Below are 16447 nucleotides of genomic sequence, written 5' to 3'. Positions count from 1 at the left end.
AGCTCGCTCTTACAACAAGCGCACGCGCAAAGGATAGATTCAGCGCAGGTCCTTATTTTGATTTAGTTGACCAATAAGGCAGGTTTCTTGCAACCCTATGTAAACCGACCGCTCAGAAAAATTGCAGAAATACAGGCTTACAAAGTGACCAACAAGTTGTATACAATCAGCTCATCGCTGTGACGTCACCCAGTCTTTCCACTGGCCGCCACGCACTAGCTACCACGAACAAGAAGGAAGACTGCAGTGAGCGCTGACTACCCACGCGACCTGATCGGTTACGGCAGTAACCCTCCTCACCCTCACTGGCCGGGCAAGGCGCGCATCGCCTTGTCGTTCGTACTCAACTACGAAGAAGGCGGTGAGCGCAATATCCTGCACGGCGACAAAGAGTCGGAAGCCTTCCTTTCGGAAATGGTCTCGGCCCAACCGCTGCAAGGCGAGCGCAACATGAGCATGGAGTCGCTGTACGAATACGGCAGCCGCGCGGGGGTCTGGCGCATCCTCAAGCTGTTCAGGGAGTTCGACATTCCGTTGACCATCTTTGCCGTGGCCATGGCTGCCCAGCGCCATCCAGATGTGATCCGTGCGATGGTCGCCGCCGGTCACGAGATCTGCAGCCACGGCTACCGCTGGATCGACTACCAATACATGGACGAGGCCCAGGAGCGCGAGCACATGCTCGAAGCCATCCGCATCCTCACCGAGCTGACCGGCGAGCGCCCGCTTGGCTGGTACACCGGGCGCACCGGCCCGAATACGCGACGGCTGGTGATGGAGGAAGGCGGTTTCCTGTATGACTGCGATACCTACGACGACGACCTGCCCTATTGGGAACCCAACAACCCGACCGGCAAGCCGCACCTGGTGATCCCCTACACCCTGGACACCAACGACATGCGCTTCACCCAGGTCCAGGGTTTCAACAAGGGCGACGATTTTTTCGAGTACCTCAAGGATGCGTTCGACGTGCTGTACGCCGAAGGCGCCGACGCCCCGAAAATGCTTTCTATCGGTTTGCACTGCCGCCTGATAGGCCGCCCGGCACGCCTGGCTGCGCTCAAGCGCTTTATCGAATACGCCAAGGGCCATGAACAGGTGTGGTTCACCCGCCGCGTCGACATTGCCCGCCACTGGCATGAAACCCACCCATTCCAGGGAGCCGCCAAGTGACCGCTTTCCAGACCGTCAAACCCTCGACCTTGAGCCGCGATGCGTTTGTCGTCGCCTTCGCCGATATCTACGAACACTCGCCATGGGTGGCCGAAAAGGCCTTCGACCTGGGCCAGGATGCCTCGATCGACCAGATCGAAACCCTGCACCAGCGCATGAGCGATATCCTGTTGAGTGCTGATCATCAGAGCCAGCTGGCCCTGATCAACGCTCACCCGGACCTGGCCGGCAAAGCCGCCGTCCAGGGCCAACTGACCGAAGCCAGCACCAACGAACAAGCGGGCGCCGGTATCCACCAATGCACGGCCGAAGAGTTTTCTCGCTTCACCGAGCTGAACGACGCCTACAAGGCCAAGTTCAAGTTTCCCTTCATCATGGCGGTAAAAGGCAGCAACCGGCATCAGATCCTTGCAGCGTTTGAAACGCGCATCCACAACTCGATCGACACCGAGTTCAAATGCGCGCTGGCAGAGATCAACAAGATCGCGTTGTTCCGATTACTGACCCTCTAAACGACCATCCCCAGCCACTCTATCCAAGGCAGACAAGAAGAATGAAAGCGCAACCCGTACCTTTCGAGAAGTTCGTCAACCTGGCCGATGCCCGCCTGGGCACCAAGATCATCTCTGTGACCGATGACTGGTTCGCCGACGCCAACCGCCTGTTCCAGCCGACCCCGGCCGTGTGGAAGGAGGGCGTGTTCGATGACAACGGCAAGTGGATGGACGGCTGGGAGTCACGCCGCAAGCGCTTCGAAGGCTACGACAGCGCGGTGATCCGCCTGGGCGTGCCCGGCTCGATCAAAGGCGTGGACATCGACACTTCATTCTTCACAGGCAACTTCCCGCCATCGGCGTCCCTGGAAGGCTGCTTCCTGGCCGAGGGCGAACCGACTGAAAACACCCAGTGGGTCGAAGTGCTGTCTGCCGTCGAGTTGCAGGGCAACAGCCATCACTTCCATGAGATCAACAACGACCAGGCGTTCAGCCACCTGCGCTTCAACATCTACCCGGATGGTGGCGTGGCCCGCCTGCGCGTGTACGGCATTCCGTTCCGTGACTGGTCGGCTGTAGGCGACAACGAGCAGATCGACCTGGCCTCCTCACTCAATGGCGGTCGCGCCCTGGCGTGCTCCGACGAACACTTCGGGCGCATGGGCAACATCCTCAACCCGGGCCGTGGCATCAATATGGGCGATGGCTGGGAAACTGCCCGCCGTCGCACGCCAGGCAACGACTGGGTGATCGTCGCCCTGGGTCACGCCGGCGAAATCGAAAAGGTCATCGTCGACACCCTGCACTTCAAGGGCAACTACCCGGACACCTGCTCGATCCAGGGCGCGTTCGTCAAAGGCGGCACCGACAGCCAGATCGAAACCCAATCGCTGTTCTGGCGGGAACTGTTGCCTGCGCAGAAGCTGGAAATGCACGCCGAACACACCTTCGCCGAGCAGATCAAGGCACTGGGCCCGATTACCCACATCCGCCTGAACGTGTTCCCGGATGGTGGCGTGAGCCGCTTGCGGGTCCTCGGTAAAGTTTCGAAGTAAGCGGTGATGTCATTCGCGAGCAAGCCCGCTCCCACATTTAAAATGTATTCCCCTGTGGGAGTGGGCTTGCTCACGAAGGCGTCAGAACTAACAACACAGCATTCGGATAAGAAGACAGCCATGCGCACACTGATGATCGAACCCTTGACCAAAGAAGCCTTCGCGCCTTTCGGAGACGTTATCGAAACCGATGGCAGCGATCACTTCATGATCAACAACGGTTCGACCATGCGTTTTCACAAACTGGCAACGGTCGAGACCGCCACGCCAGAGGACAACGCCATCATCAGCATCTTCCGCGCCGACGCGCAGGACATGCCGTTGACCGTGTGCATGCTGGAGCGACACCCGCTGGGCAGCCAGGCTTTCATTCCGCTGCTCGGCAACCCCTTTCTGATCGTGGTCGCGCCACTTGGCGATGTACCTGTATCAGGCTTGGTCCGCGCCTTCGTCACCAACGGCAGGCAGGGCATCAATTACCATCGCGGCGTCTGGCACCATCCGGTGCTGACGATCGAAAAGCGGGATGACTTCCTGGTGGTTGATCGCAGTGGCACAGGCAATAACTGCGATGAGCATTTTTTCAAAGAGGATGAGCGGTTGATCCTCGCCCCCCACCAATAAGAGAAGGTCCGATCACCCGACAACAAGGGTGACGGGCGAGAGGTAAAGACTGTGGAAGCACATCTGTTGGAATGGCTGAACCTGAGCGTGCGCTGGGTTCACATGATCACTGGCGTCGCCTGGATCGGCGCTTCTTTCTACTTTGTCTGGCTGGAAAACAACCTTAATCGCGTCAACCCCAAGAACGGCCTGGCCGGTGACTTGTGGGCAATCCACGGTGGCGGTATCTACCACCTGGAAAAATACAAACTGGCCCCGCCGACCATGCCGGACAACCTGCATTGGTTCAAATGGGAAGCCTATTTCACCTGGATGTCGGGCGTCGCGCTGCTGTGCGTGGTGTTCTACCTCAACCCGACGCTGTACCTGCTCGCCCCCGGTAGCAGTCTCAGCGGCACCGAAGGTGTCTTGCTGGGCATCGGCTCGCTGTTTGCCGGCTGGTTCATCTACTCCTTTCTCTGTGATTCGGCCCTGGGCAAACGCCCTGCCCTGCTCGGCTTGATCCTGTTCGTGCTGTTGATTGCAGCGGCCTATGGCTTCAGCAAAGTGTTCAGTGGCCGTGGTGCATACCTGCACGTGGGCGCCGTGATCGGCACCATCATGGTGGGTAACGTATTTCGCATCATCATGCCGGCCCAGCGTGCGCTGGTGGCAGCTATCGCGGAAAACCGCACGCCTGATCCGGCGCTGCCGGCCAAGGGTCTGCTGCGTTCACGCCACAACAACTACTTCACCTTGCCCGTGCTGTTCATCATGATCAGCAACCACTTCCCGAGCACCTACGGCAGCCAATACAACTGGTTGATCCTGGCCGGGATCGCGGTGGCGGCGGTGTTGGTACGTCATTACTTCAACACCCGTCATGACAGCCAGAAATACGCGTGGACGTTGCCCGTCGGCGCCCTGGCGATGATTTGCCTGGCCTATGTCACAGGTCCCAAGCCTGTGGCGACGGCACCGGATGTGGCCAAGGCGCCTGCCGCCATCGAGTACCAGCCCTTGCCGGAAACCGCATTGGGCGGTGGCCTGAAACCTGCTGCACCCGCAACGCCCGCGCCGGCCGCCGAACCGGCACCGGCCCAGGCATCGACGGACTTCGGCAAGGTTCACAGCGTGATCGAAGAACGTTGCACCGTGTGCCATTCGGCCAAGCCCACCAGCCCGCTGTTCAGTACTGCGCCTGGCGGAGTGGTGTTTGATACGCCCGCTCAGATCCAGCAACAGGCGGCGCGGATTCAAGCCCAGGCGGTCGCGACCCAGATCATGCCGCTGGGCAACATCACCCAGATGACCCAGCAGGAACGGGACTTGATTGGCAGCTGGATCACCCAGGGGGCACGTACCAACTGACTGATCGAAATGTGGGAGATTGTGTGGGAGCGGGCTTGCTCCCACAGGGTCCGCTGGTGCTTTGAAGAATGAGCTCCACCTGGCAATTGAATGCCAAACAACACAAAAATAAAAAAGATCCGAGGTGTTGCATGTCCGAGTTAGCCGAACCGCAGATTCCTGCCGCACCCGCCATGGCGCGGCTCCCCCTGCTGCAACTCATCCTGGTAGGCCTGCAACACGTATTGCTGATGTACGGTGGTGCTGTGGCAGTGCCCCTGATCATCGGCCAGGCCGCAGGCTTGAGCCGTGAAGAAATCGCCTTCCTGATCAACGCCGACTTGCTGGTCGCCGGGATCGCCACCATTGTGCAATCCCTGGGCATCGGCCCGGTGGGCATCCGGATGCCGGTGATGATGGGCGCCAGTTTTGCCGCCGTCGGCAGCATGGTGGCCATGGCGGGAATGCCGGGGATCGGCCTGCAAGGGATCTTCGGTGCGACTATCGCCGCCGGCTTCTTTGGCATCGTGATAGCGCCGTTCATGTCCAAGGTGGTGCGCTTCTTTCCGCCCCTGGTGACCGGAACAGTGATCACGGCCATCGGTCTTTCGCTGTTCCCAGTGGCGGTGAACTGGGCCGGCGGCGGTGCTACCGCCGTGCAGTTTGGCTCGCCTATCTACCTGGCCATCGCGGCCCTGGTCCTCGCGACCATTTTGTTGATCAATCGCTTCATGCACGGTTTCTGGGTCAATATTTCGGTGCTGATCGGCATGGCCCTGGGCTATGCCTTGTGCGGGTTGCTCGGCATGGTCGATCTCGGCGGCCTGGCACAGGCGCCTTGGGTGCAAGTAGTTACGCCGTTGCATTTCGGCATGCCGAAGTTCGAGTTGGCGCCGATCCTGTCGATGTGCCTGGTGGTGGTGATCATTTTTGTCGAGTCCACCGGCATGTTCCTGGCCCTGGGCAAGATCACAGGCCAAGAGGTCAGCCCAAGGATGCTGCGACGCGGCCTGCTGTGTGATGCCGGTGCGTCATTCTTCGCAGGGTTCTTCAATACCTTTACCCACTCCTCTTTCGCACAGAACATCGGCCTGGTGCAGATGACCGGCGTGCGCTGTCGCTCGGTGACCATCGCGGCCGGGGGTTTCCTGATCATCCTCAGCCTGCTGCCCAAGGCAGCCTTCCTGGTCGCCTCGATTCCTCCTGCGGTGCTCGGCGGCGCAGCCATCGCCATGTTCGGCATGGTAGCCGCGACCGGAATCAAGATCCTCCAGGAAGCCGACATCGCCGACCGTCGCAACCAACTGCTGGTGGCGGTGAGTATCGGAATGGGCTTGATTCCGGTGGTGCGTCCTGAGTTTTTCGCCCAACTGCCGCTATGGATGAGTCCGATCACCCATAGCGGCATCGCCATGGCGACCATCAGCGCGTTGTCGCTGAACCTGTTGTTCAACATTCTGGGCGGTGCCGAACGCGCGGCCGCCACGGCACACGTTCACCAGCATTGATTCAGAAAACCGCTCACCCGGCGTCACAACAACAATAAGAACGATCAGGGAGCAACACCATGCACGCCATCCACCCGGGGCCGGCTCCAGGCCGCGCCCCATTCTCGCCCCAGGCGCTCTGTAACAGCGCACTTGAGCACAGGCTTGGGAGCCAGTATTCTCCGCGCCCGCTCAAATCAACTCAAAAAAAAACAGCGAATGTAAAACCTGACTTTAAGGCCAACTTACCCCGGCCCACGGTCAGCCGACACGGCACGCAAAAAAGCCTTGGATTCGACTGCGTTTATCGCAGCCGGCGGGGTTTTTTTGGCTTTTTTTATGCCTTGGCGCAGCTCTTGCTAAAAGCACTAAAGCTGACCGAACAGACGATTTTTGCTGCACCTCAAAAAGCGCCAACCCAGAGCGCTTTGTTTAGAAGAAAAACACAAAACTTTAACTCGGGAGCAACCGAATGAAACGTACCGTGAACAGCCTGATACTCGCCGGTTCCCTGTTGGCCGGGGGCCAGGCGCTGGCCGAAGATCTGCTGCAGTGGCAGAACAACAGCCTGACCTACTTGTGGGGCAAGAACTTCACTGTTAACCCACAGATCCAACAAACCGTCACGTTCGAGCACGCCGATGCCTGGAAGTACGGCGACAACTTCTTCTTCTTCGACCGCATCTTTTATAACGGCAAGGAAGATGGCAACGTTGGCCCCAATACCTACTACGGCGAGTTCAGTCCACGACTGTCATTTGGCAAGATCCTTGATAAGGATTTGGCTTTCGGACCGATCAAAGACGTATTGCTGGCATTCACTTACGAGTTCGGCGAAGGCGATAACGAGTCCTACCTGGTGGGCCCGGCCTTTGACCTGGCAATCCCTGGTTTCGACTACTTCCAGTTGAACTTCTACCAGCGCCATACCGAAGGCAATCGCCCGGGTGACGGCGTGTGGCAGATCACTCCGGTCTGGTCGTACACCATTCCCGTCGGCAACTCCGATGTGCTGATCGACGGCTTTATGGATTGGGTAGTGGATAACGATAAAAACGCCCGAGGTACGTCCCACGCCAACTTGCACTTCAACCCACAGGTCAAATATGACTTGGGCAAGGCGATGAACTGGGGCGACAAGCAATTGTATGTCGGTTTCGAATACGACTACTGGAAGAACAAGTATGGGATTGAAGACTCGGGCGCGTTCAAGACCACCCAGGATACGGCGAGCTTTTTGCTCAAGTATCACTTCTAACGGCTGAATGTTTGAAGCTAAGCCAGGCCGAGGAATCGTGATAGCTCCTCGCGCTTGGCCAATGCATCGTGCCGGCCCAACTCAATCAACTCGCTGCAATATCCCGCCTCGAACAACAGATAGCTGAGCACCCCCGCCCCGCTGGTCTTGGTCGCCCCCGGCCCACGCAAAAACAAACGCAACGCCGCCGGCAACTCCTGACGATGACGGGCCGCTATTTCATCGATGGGCTGGCTTGGCGCAATCACCAACACGTCCACCGGCGAAATCCCCCGCGTGGCGCTATCGACCGGTTGCAGGTGACTGAACTGGTTCAGACGTTCGAGCAACTCGATATCGCTTTCCAGGCTGTCAATGAACGTACTGTTGAGCATATGCCCACCGATCTGCGCCAGGGTTGGCTCCTGGCCGGTGTACGTGCGCTGAAGCGGTGCAGAAGGATCCACAGATCGCGGGTTACCACTGACACCGACCACCAGCACGCGGGTGGCACCCAGATGCAAGGCAGGACTGATGGGCGCCGATTGCCGCACGGCGCCATCGCCGAAATACTCCTGATCGAGTTTGACCGGGGCAAACAACAGGGGAATCGCGGAACTGGCCAACAGATGCTCCACGGTCAATGCAGTGGGCAAGCCAATGCGGCGATGACGCAACCAGGCGTCAATGGTGCCGCCGCCTTGATAAAAGGTCACAGCTTGCCCGGACTCATAGCCAAAAGCGGTGACGGCCACTGCGTGCAAGTGTTTGTGGCGGATAGCTTCGTCGATCCCTTCGAGGTGCAACTTGTCTTGCAGCAGATCGCGCAGCGGCGAGCTGTCGAGCAATGCAACCGGGACCGGTGAACCCAGCCCCAGCAAGCTGCGTGTCAGGAAGCGGCTGGCCTGGCGGATCACGCCTGGCCAATCGCTGCGCAGCACCAGGTGGCTGCGAAAGCCCTGCCAGAACGTCGTGAGCCGCTGGATCGACGCGCTGAAATCCATGGCACCACTGGCCAGGCTCACTGCATTGATTGCTCCGGCCGAGGTGCCGACGATTACCGGAAATGGGTTGGGCGCACCCGGTGGCAGCAGCTCGGCAATCGCCGCCAGAACGCCCACCTGATAGGCCGCTCGCGCCCCGCCGCCGGAAAGAATCAAGCCTGTGACCGGTTCAGCTGGGTGCATTGCATCACTCCATGTGGGATTGGGTCGCGCCGTCAGCGGCGTTTTTCGTACAGTTTGGGTTCGCCCGGTGGCCGGCTCTTGAAGCGGCGATGGGTCCACAAGTATTGCTCTGGACATTCACGGACCGAGGCTTCCACCCATTGATTGATACGCAGGCAATCGATTTCGTCGGTTTCGCCGGGGAAATCGCTCAAGGCTGGATGAATCACCAGGCGGTAACCGCTGCCATCCGCCAGGCGCTCCTGGGTAAACGGCACGACCAGGGCCTTGCCCAAGCGGGCAAATTTGCTGGTGGCGGTGACCGTGGCCGCTTGAATCCCGAACAACGGCACAAAAATGCTCTGCTTGGCACCGTAATCCTGATCCGGCGCATACCAGATGGCCCGACCGGCACGCAGCAGCTTGAGCATACCGCGCACGTCTTCACGCTCTATAGCCAGGGAGTCGAGGTTGTGCCGTTCGCGGCCACGCCGCTGGATGAAGTCGAACAGCAGGTTGCCGTGCTCACGGTACATCCCATCGATAGTGTGCTTCTGCCCCAGCAGGGCAGCACCGATTTCCAGGGTCGTAAAATGCAGGGCCATGAGAATCACGCCCTTGCCCTCCAATTGCGCCTGCTTGAGGTGCTCCAGGCCTTCGACATGGGCCAGGCGTGCCAACCGAGGCTTGGACCACCACCAGCTCATGGCCATTTCAAAGAAGGCGATGCCGGTGGAAGCAAAGTTTTCCTTGAGCAAATGTTTACGCTCCCGGGCAGACTTTTCCGGGAAGCACAGTTGCAGATTTCGCTCGGCAATACGTCGACGATCACCGGCCACCCGGTACATAAACGCCCCCAGGACGCGGCCAATCCCCAGCAAAACCCGGTATGGCAACTGCACGATCAGCCACAGCAAACCGAGTCCCAGCCATAGCAGCCAGAAACGCGGGTGAAAAAATACAGCTCGAAAACGCGGGCGATCCATTACAGATTCCGGTAAAGACAAGGGCCGCGCATTCTACAACGGTTCGACTCGGCTTGCGGCTAGCAGATGTTCTCGTTATAAGTCTCGACACTTTTCGTGACAAGCCGCTTTGCCGACCATGAGCCAAACTGAATCGCTAGACCAAGATCCCGTGTTCCAGCTGAAGGGCAGCATGCTCGCCATTACCGTGCTGGAACTGGCGCGCAACGACCTCGACGCCCTGGACCGCCAGCTCGCCGCCAAGGTTGCACTGGCGCCGAATTTCTTCAACAACGCCCCGCTGGTGCTGGCCCTCGACAAATTACCCGCAGGCCAGGGTGCCATCGACCTGCCTGGCTTGATGCGTGTGTGCCGCCAGCATGGCCTGCGTACCCTGGCCATTCGCGCCAGCCGTATTGAAGATATTGCGGCCGCCATCGCCATTGAACTGCCAGTACTGCCTCCGTCCGGCGCTCGCGAGCGCACGCTGGATCCGACGGACGGCGAAACGAAGAAAAAACCGGAGAAACCGCCGGAACCGACGATCAAGCCGACAAAGATCATCACCTCGCCCGTACGCGGCGGACAGCAGATTTACGCCCAGGGCGGCGACCTTGTAGTGGTTGCTCCGGTCAGTCCCGGCGCGGAACTTCTCGCCGATGGCAACATCCATGTATACGGCCCGATGCGCGGACGTGCATTGGCCGGTATCAAGGGCGATACCAAGGCACGTATTTTTTGCCAGCAATTAACCGCTGAATTAGTGTCCATCGCAGGCCAGTACAAGGTTTCGGAAGATTTGCGCCGCGATCCGCTGTGGGGGGCCGGGGTACAAGTCAGCCTGTCGGGCGATGTGTTGAACATCATCCGTCTTTAACGGATACTGCCGCATTTTCCAAGCATCTCTAGACTCTGATAGCACAGCGAAACCGGCAAGACTTGTGTAGGAATATTTGAATTTGGAGCTTTCCCTTACGGAAGGAACATTTTTTTCCTACGAAGACTGTCCGCCTGCAGCGAGTTTCAAGAGATGTTTTTCAGGGACTGAAAGGTCCTTTTTCCTTAGGGGTGAAACACCTTGGCCAAGATTCTCGTGGTTACATCCGGCAAGGGTGGTGTGGGTAAGACCACCACCAGCGCCGCTATCGGTACCGGTCTCGCTCTGCGCGGCCACAAGACAGTCATCGTCGACTTCGACGTTGGCTTGCGTAACCTTGACCTGATCATGGGCTGCGAACGCCGCGTGGTGTATGACTTCGTCAACGTGGTCAATGGTGAAGCCAACCTGCAGCAGGCCCTGATCAAGGACAAGCGCCTTGAGAACCTGTACGTGCTGGCCGCCAGCCAGACCCGCGACAAAGACGCACTGACCAAAGAAGGCGTGGGTAAAGTCCTGGCCGAACTCAAGGAAACCTTTGAGTACGTGGTGTGCGACTCCCCGGCGGGTATCGAAACCGGTGCTCACCTGGCCATGTACTACGCCGACGAAGCTATCGTAGTGACCAACCCGGAAGTTTCCTCGGTGCGTGACTCGGATCGCATGCTGGGCCTGTTGGCCAGTAAATCCCAGCGCGCCGAGAAGGGCGAAGACCCGATCAAGGAACACCTGCTGCTGACCCGCTACAACCCTGAGCGCGTCAGCAATGGCGAAATGCTTGGTGTTGAAGACGTCAAGGATATTCTGGCAGTGACCCTGCTGGGTGTGATTCCGGAATCCCAGGCGGTCCTGAAGGCCTCCAACCAGGGCGTACCGGTGATTCTTGACGACCAGAGCGACGCCGGCCAGGCGTACAGCGATGCAGTCGATCGCTTGCTGGGCAAGACCGTGGAACATCGCTTCCTCGATGTTAAGAAGAAGGGATTCTTCGAGCGTATCTTTGGAGGCAACTAAATAATGAAATTTCTCGACTTCTTTCGTGCCAGCAAAAAGCCAAGTACCGCGTCGGTAGCGAAAGAGCGTCTACAGATCATCGTGGCGCATGAACGCGGCCAACGCAGCACCCCGGACTACCTGCCGGCCTTGCAAAAGGAGCTGGTGGAGGTGATCCGCAAGTACGTCAATATCGGTAACGATGACGTGCATGTCGCCCTGGAAAATGACGGCAGCTGCTCGATTCTGGAACTCAATATCACCCTGCCTGATCGTTGATCGAACAGGTAGTCGCCACGGCGGCTGCGCTATCTGGCCTTTCTGCAGGAACGAGCTTGCTCGCGAAGAACCTGAGGACACTGCGTTTATCCTGAATGAACGCGCTGCCCTTGAGTTTTTCGCGAGCAAGCTCGCTCCTACAGAGGGTGTTTAGCGCAGCCGCCGTTGGCGTTTGTTACGAGGCTGTTTAATGCCGCTGTCCAACATCCATATTCTTCACCAGGACGCTGCCGTCCTGGTGGTGAACAAGCCTACCCTGCTGCTGTCGGTGCCTGGTCGTGCCGACGACAACAAGGACTGCCTGATCACGCGCCTGCAGGAAAACGGCTACCCCGAAGCCCGCATCGTCCATCGTCTGGACTGGGAAACTTCGGGCATCATTTTGCTGGCCAGGGACGCTGATACCCATCGTGAACTGTCGCGCCAGTTCCACGACCGCGAAACCGAAAAGGCCTATGTCGCCTTATGCTGGGGCCAGCCGACGCTCGACAGCGGCAGTATCGACCTGCCACTGCGCTACGATCCACCCACCAAGCCGCGTCACGTGGTGGACCACGAGTTCGGCAAGCACGCCCTGACCTTCTGGAAAGTGCTGGAGCGTTGCGGCGACTGGTGCCGGGTTGAGTTGACGCCAATTACCGGGCGCTCGCACCAGTTGCGCGTGCATATGTTGTCCATCGGTCATCCGTTGCTGGGCGACGGTTTGTATGCCCACGAACAGGCCCTGGCTGCCTGGCCGCGCTTGTGCCTGCATGCGAGCATGTTGAGCTTCACCCATCCCCAGAGCGGCGAACGCTTGCGTTTCGAGTGTCCCGCCCCGTTCTAAAGTTGAAAACAGCTAAATGTGTGTGCGGGCTTGCTCGCACACACTCGATCTGCGTCACTTCTCGCCACGGAGCCAAACCAATACGGTAAACTGCGCGCATTGCTGTCTGGAGCTATTTATGCGCGAAGCGTTGAACCAAGGCCTGATCGACTTCCTCAAGGCCTCTCCCACCCCCTTTCATGCCACAGCTGCCCTCGCCCAGCGCCTGGAAGCAGCCGGTTTCCAGCGCCTCGACGAGCGCGATACCTGGACCACCGAGGCCAACGGTCGTTACTACGTCACCCGCAACGACTCCTCGATCATTGCCTTCAAGCTCGGCCGCCACGCTCCACTGCAAGACGGCATTCGTTTGGTGGGTGCCCATACCGACAGCCCGTGCCTGCGCGTCAAGCCGCAACCGGAACTGCAACGCCAGGGTTTCTGGCAACTGGGCGTGGAAGTCTACGGCGGCGCGTTGCTTGCACCGTGGTTCGACCGCGACTTGTCACTGGCGGGCCGTGTGACCTTCCGGCGCGACGGCAAGGTCGAAAGCCAGTTGATCGACTTCAAGCTGCCTATCGCCACCATCCCCAACCTGGCCATCCACCTGAACCGTGAAGCCAATCAGGGCTGGGCGATCAATGCCCAGACCGAACTGCCACCAATCCTCGCGCAGTTTGCCGGCGATGAGCGGGTGGACTTTCGTGCGGTGCTCACCGACCAACTGGCTCGCGAGCATGGCCTGAATGCCGATGTGGTGCTCGACTATGAACTGAGCTTCTACGACACCCAGGATGCTGCCGTTATCGGTTTGCACGGCGACTTTATTGCCGGTGCGCGCCTGGACAACCTGCTGTCATGCTATGCGGGCCTGCAAGCCTTGCTCACCAGCGATACCGACGAGACCTGCGTATTGGTCTGCAATGACCACGAAGAAGTCGGCTCCTGCTCGGCCTGCGGTGCCGACGGCCCGATGCTGGAACAAACCCTGCGCCGCCTGTTGCCTGAAGGTGATGAGTTCGTGCGCACCATTCAGAAGTCACTGCTGGTGTCCGCGGACAATGCCCACGGTATCCACCCCAACTACGCCGATAAACACGACGCCAATCACGGCCCCAAACTCAATGCCGGGCCTGTGATCAAGGTCAACAGCAACCAGCGCTACGCCACCAATAGCGAAACCGCCGGGTTCTTCCGCCATCTGTGCATGGCCGAAGAAGTCCCGGTGCAGAGTTTCGTAGTGCGCAGCGACATGGGCTGCGGCTCGACCATCGGCCCGATCACCGCCAGCCACCTGGGCGTACGCACCGTGGACATCGGCCTGCCGACCTTCGCCATGCACTCGATTCGCGAACTGTGCGGCAGCCATGACCTCACGCACCTTGTAAAGGTGCTGAGCGCGTTCTATGCGAGTCGCGATTTGCCCTGACCGCGGCGGGTCCCAGACCCGCTGCGTCTACATCTGACATACATCAAAGCAGCCGTCGCCAAAGCGGCCTAGACTTGGCTTATCCCCAACGACAAGGCCGTCACCTTATGATCTCCATGTCCGCATTCCACTCCATGCTCATCCCTATCCTCATCGGCATGATCCTGTTGGCCGTCGGATTCAACTTCCGCGACAAGAACCTCGGCGTATTCGGGATGTGGATCGGTATGCTGCTGATCCTCGCAACGGTGGTCTACAAGATCCTCGCCAAGCTGGCTGAATAGCCAATTGCACTCGCATTGGGAATAACGGCCTCGTACACTCGGTCAATTCGTCGTTTCCAAGGTTGACCGCCTCGTGTTTTCCCGTTTTTTTACCCTGTCGTATTACCTGTTCGCCTGTCTGTTGATCTTGCTGCCGATCGCTCCCGCACAAGCCGTCGGCCTGCCCGGCATGCTGGGCGGCTCCAGCAAGGCCCAACCCCAGGCCGATGTTCCTTTGGGCCAGTCACTGGATGAAGTGATCAAGACCCTGGAGAACGACCAGCAGCGCACGCAACTGCTGAGCGACTTGAAAAAACTGCGCGAAGCCACGCAAAAAGCCCAGCCAGTGGCAGAACAAGGCGTGCTTGGCCTGATCGGCGGCACCCTGGCGAGCCTGGAACAGCAGTTTTCCGGCGCTGACAGCCCACTGGGCCGCTGGTCCAGCGAGTTCGACCAGGCCAAGGGAGAGTTCAATGCCTTGATGCTTCCCGCCAGCGAATGGCTGCCCATTATCTTTGGCTTTGCGATGATCCTGGCACTCTGGAGCCTGCTGGCTGCGGCGCTGATCTGGCTCAGCCACCGGCTGCGCGAACGCTTCGGGCTGCCCGAAGAGCTGCCGCAACACCCACGGACCTGGGACATGCTGCGCTTCGCCCTGCGCAAGCTGGGCCCCTGGCTGATCGCCCTGGTGATCACCGTCTACTTGAGTTACGCACTCCCTTCCTCCCTGGGCAAATCCCTGGCCATGGTGCTCGCCTACGCGTTGGTGGTCGGTACCTGCTTCTCGGCAATCTGCGTGATTGCGTTCTCGCTGCTCGACGGCCCGCATCGACACCGGGCCTTGTACATCCTGCGCCGCCAGGCCTTTCGTCCGCTGTGGCTGATCGGCAGCTTCGCCGCCTTCGGCGAGGCCTTGAGCGACCCTCGCATGATGCAAAGCCTGGGCCTGCACCTTGCGCATACCGCCGCGACGTTCGCCAATGTGATGGCCGCGTTGTCCACCGGCGTGTTTGTCCTGCGCTTTCGCCGGCCCATCGCACACTTGATACGCAATCAGCCGCTGTCGCGCCGCCTGACCCGTCGTGCCCTGAGCGATACCATCGAAGTCGTCGGTTCGTTCTGGTACTTGCCGGCGCTGTTGCTGGTCGGCATCTCTCTATTTGCCACTTTTGTTTCGGCGGGCGATACCAGCACAGCGTTACGCCAATCATTGCTGTGCACCGTGTTGCTGGTGCTGTGCATGGTGATCAACGGCCTCGTGCGCCGTCACTCACTCAAGCCCCAGCGCGGGCACAAGCGCCACGCGCTGTATTCCGAGCGCTTGAAGAGTTTCATCTACACCCTCGCCCACTTGCTGGTCTGGGCCGTGTTTATCGAACTGGGCCTGCGTGTCTGGGGCCTGTCGCTGATTCGCTTTATCGAAGGCGAGGGCCACGAAGTCGGCGTCAAGCTGCTCGGGCTCGGCGGTACGTTGCTGTTTTCCTGGCTGATCTGGATCCTTGCCGACACGGCCATCCACCACGCTCTCACCCGCTCGCGCAAAGGCCTGGCCAACGCGCGGGCGCAGACCATGATGCCGTTGATTCGCAACGTGCTATTTGTGACGATCTTCATCATTGCCGCCATCGTCGCGCTGGCGAATATGGGCATGAACGTCACGCCACTGCTGGCCGGTGCCGGTGTAATCGGCCTGGCTATCGGTTTCGGTGCCCAGTCGCTGGTAGCGGATTTGATCACCGGCCTGTTCATCATCATCGAAGACTCCCTGGCCATCGACGACTATGTCGATGTCGGCGGCCACCTCGGCACCGTCGAAGGGCTGACGATCCGCACCGTTCGCCTGCGGGACATCGACGGAATCGTGCATACGATTCCGTTCAGCGAGATCAAGAGCATCAAAAACTATTCCCGGGAATTCGGCTATGCGATTTTCCGTGTTGCGGTGCCCGCCAGCATGGACATCGACGAGGCAATCAAACTGATGCGCGAAGTTGGGCAGAAAATGCGCGCCGATCCGCTGCAGCGTCGCAATATCTGGTCGCCACTGGAGTTCCAGGGGGTAGAAAGCTTCGAGTCCGGCAACGCCATCCTGCGCGCGCGCTTCAAGACGGCGCCGATCAAGCAGTGGGAAGTGTCGCGGGCGTTCAATCTATCTCTCAAGCGTCATATGGATGAAGCCGGCATGGACTTGGCGACGCCGCGCCTGAGCGTGCAAGTGGTAACAGCGTCCGCAGGTGCTCAAGAGAAAGAATAGCGCTGCCCGGACGACAC

17 protein-coding genes are annotated in these 16447 nt (G+C 59.3%); 15 read left to right on the top strand and 2 right to left on the bottom strand.

Annotation, left to right across the window (positions count from 1 at the left end; genetic code table 11):
• Positions 1 to 246 precede the first annotated feature (246 nt).
• The 8 genes from puuE (at position 247) to OQ460_RS08260 (ending at position 7420) form a co-directional block, all read left to right on the top strand.
• On the top strand, positions 247 to 1173 hold the full coding sequence (puuE, locus tag OQ460_RS08295; RefSeq protein WP_410021341.1) for an allantoinase PuuE: 927 nt from the start codon (positions 247 to 249) through the stop codon (positions 1171 to 1173).
• Entirely contained in the window at positions 1170 to 1685 is a 516-nt protein-coding gene (gene uraD / locus OQ460_RS08290; RefSeq protein ID WP_410021340.1) for a 2-oxo-4-hydroxy-4-carboxy-5-ureidoimidazoline decarboxylase, read from the top strand. Before puuE ends, uraD begins: the two co-directional genes overlap by 4 nt.
• Before the next feature lie 41 nt (positions 1686 to 1726).
• Positions 1727 to 2722 carry an allantoicase gene (alc, locus tag OQ460_RS08285; protein WP_410021339.1) on the top strand — a complete coding sequence of 332 codons (996 nt, stop codon included), beginning with the start codon at positions 1727 to 1729 and terminating at the stop codon, positions 2720 to 2722.
• Positions 2723 to 2842: 120 nt separating this feature from the next.
• Positions 2843 to 3346, top strand: a complete 504-nt coding sequence (locus OQ460_RS08280; RefSeq protein ID WP_410021338.1) for an ureidoglycolate lyase — start codon at positions 2843 to 2845, stop codon at positions 3344 to 3346.
• A 51-nt stretch (positions 3347 to 3397) separates the two neighbouring features.
• On the top strand, positions 3398 to 4696 hold the full coding sequence (locus OQ460_RS08275) for a urate hydroxylase PuuD (RefSeq protein ID WP_410021337.1): 1299 nt from the start codon (positions 3398 to 3400) through the stop codon (positions 4694 to 4696).
• A gap of 131 nt (positions 4697 to 4827) precedes the next feature.
• The gene (locus OQ460_RS08270) at positions 4828 to 6183 is read left to right on the top strand and encodes a nucleobase:cation symporter-2 family protein (RefSeq protein WP_410021336.1); all 1356 of its coding nucleotides are present in this window, start codon (positions 4828 to 4830) and stop codon (positions 6181 to 6183) included.
• 59 nt (positions 6184 to 6242) lie between these two features.
• Positions 6243 to 6638: a hypothetical protein gene (locus OQ460_RS08265; RefSeq protein ID WP_410021335.1), complete on the top strand. Its 396-nt coding sequence runs from the start codon at positions 6243 to 6245 to the stop codon at positions 6636 to 6638.
• Positions 6635 to 7420 (top strand): outer membrane protein OmpK, encoded by a 786-nt coding sequence (locus OQ460_RS08260; protein ID WP_410021334.1) that lies wholly within the window; start codon positions 6635 to 6637, stop codon positions 7418 to 7420. The genes OQ460_RS08265 and OQ460_RS08260 overlap by 4 nt, the downstream gene beginning before the upstream one ends.
• A gap of 17 nt (positions 7421 to 7437) precedes the next feature.
• On the opposite strand, the gene OQ460_RS08255 is transcribed toward OQ460_RS08260, so the two are convergent.
• Together OQ460_RS08255 and OQ460_RS08250 are read right to left on the bottom strand one after the other, a co-directional pair.
• Positions 7438 to 8586, bottom strand: coding sequence for a patatin-like phospholipase family protein (locus OQ460_RS08255; RefSeq protein WP_410021333.1), 1149 nt, complete (start codon positions 8584 to 8586; stop codon positions 7438 to 7440).
• Between the two features lie 32 nt (positions 8587 to 8618).
• The gene (locus tag OQ460_RS08250) at positions 8619 to 9551 is read right to left on the bottom strand and encodes a lipid A biosynthesis lauroyl acyltransferase (RefSeq protein WP_410021332.1); all 933 of its coding nucleotides are present in this window, start codon (positions 9549 to 9551) and stop codon (positions 8619 to 8621) included.
• Between the two features lie 118 nt (positions 9552 to 9669).
• Here OQ460_RS08250 and minC point away from each other — a divergent pair, with 118 nt between their 5' ends.
• The 7 genes from minC to OQ460_RS08215 all read left to right on the top strand — a co-directional run bounded on the left by minC (position 9670) and on the right by OQ460_RS08215 (position 16430).
• Complete coding sequence (gene minC / locus OQ460_RS08245) at positions 9670 to 10407, top strand: septum site-determining protein MinC (protein WP_410021331.1); 738 nt, start codon at positions 9670 to 9672, stop codon at positions 10405 to 10407.
• Between the two features lie 201 nt (positions 10408 to 10608).
• A complete protein-coding gene (gene minD / locus OQ460_RS08240; RefSeq protein ID WP_154743210.1) occupies positions 10609 to 11421 on the top strand; it encodes a septum site-determining protein MinD in 813 nt (270 codons plus the stop codon).
• 3 nt (positions 11422 to 11424) lie between these two features.
• Positions 11425 to 11679 (top strand): cell division topological specificity factor MinE, encoded by a 255-nt coding sequence (minE, locus tag OQ460_RS08235; RefSeq protein ID WP_084381587.1) that lies wholly within the window; start codon positions 11425 to 11427, stop codon positions 11677 to 11679.
• Between the two features lie 190 nt (positions 11680 to 11869).
• Positions 11870 to 12505: an RluA family pseudouridine synthase gene (locus OQ460_RS08230; RefSeq protein WP_410021330.1), complete on the top strand. Its 636-nt coding sequence runs from the start codon at positions 11870 to 11872 to the stop codon at positions 12503 to 12505.
• A gap of 118 nt (positions 12506 to 12623) precedes the next feature.
• Entirely contained in the window at positions 12624 to 13913 is a 1290-nt protein-coding gene (locus tag OQ460_RS08225) for a M18 family aminopeptidase (RefSeq protein WP_410021329.1), read from the top strand.
• Between the two features lie 116 nt (positions 13914 to 14029).
• The gene (locus OQ460_RS08220) at positions 14030 to 14197 is read left to right on the top strand and encodes a hypothetical protein (protein WP_410022106.1); all 168 of its coding nucleotides are present in this window, start codon (positions 14030 to 14032) and stop codon (positions 14195 to 14197) included.
• Between the two features lie 73 nt (positions 14198 to 14270).
• On the top strand, positions 14271 to 16430 hold the full coding sequence (locus OQ460_RS08215; protein ID WP_410021328.1) for a mechanosensitive ion channel family protein: 2160 nt from the start codon (positions 14271 to 14273) through the stop codon (positions 16428 to 16430).
• Positions 16431 to 16447 lie beyond the last annotated feature (17 nt).

This window comes from Pseudomonas imrae, from assembly GCF_046352735.2.
GTDB classification, from domain to species: Bacteria; Pseudomonadota; Gammaproteobacteria; order Pseudomonadales; family Pseudomonadaceae; genus Aquipseudomonas; species Aquipseudomonas imrae.
The sequence above is the reverse complement of the archived record's forward strand: the minus strand, read 5'-3'. Positions and strand labels throughout refer to the sequence as shown.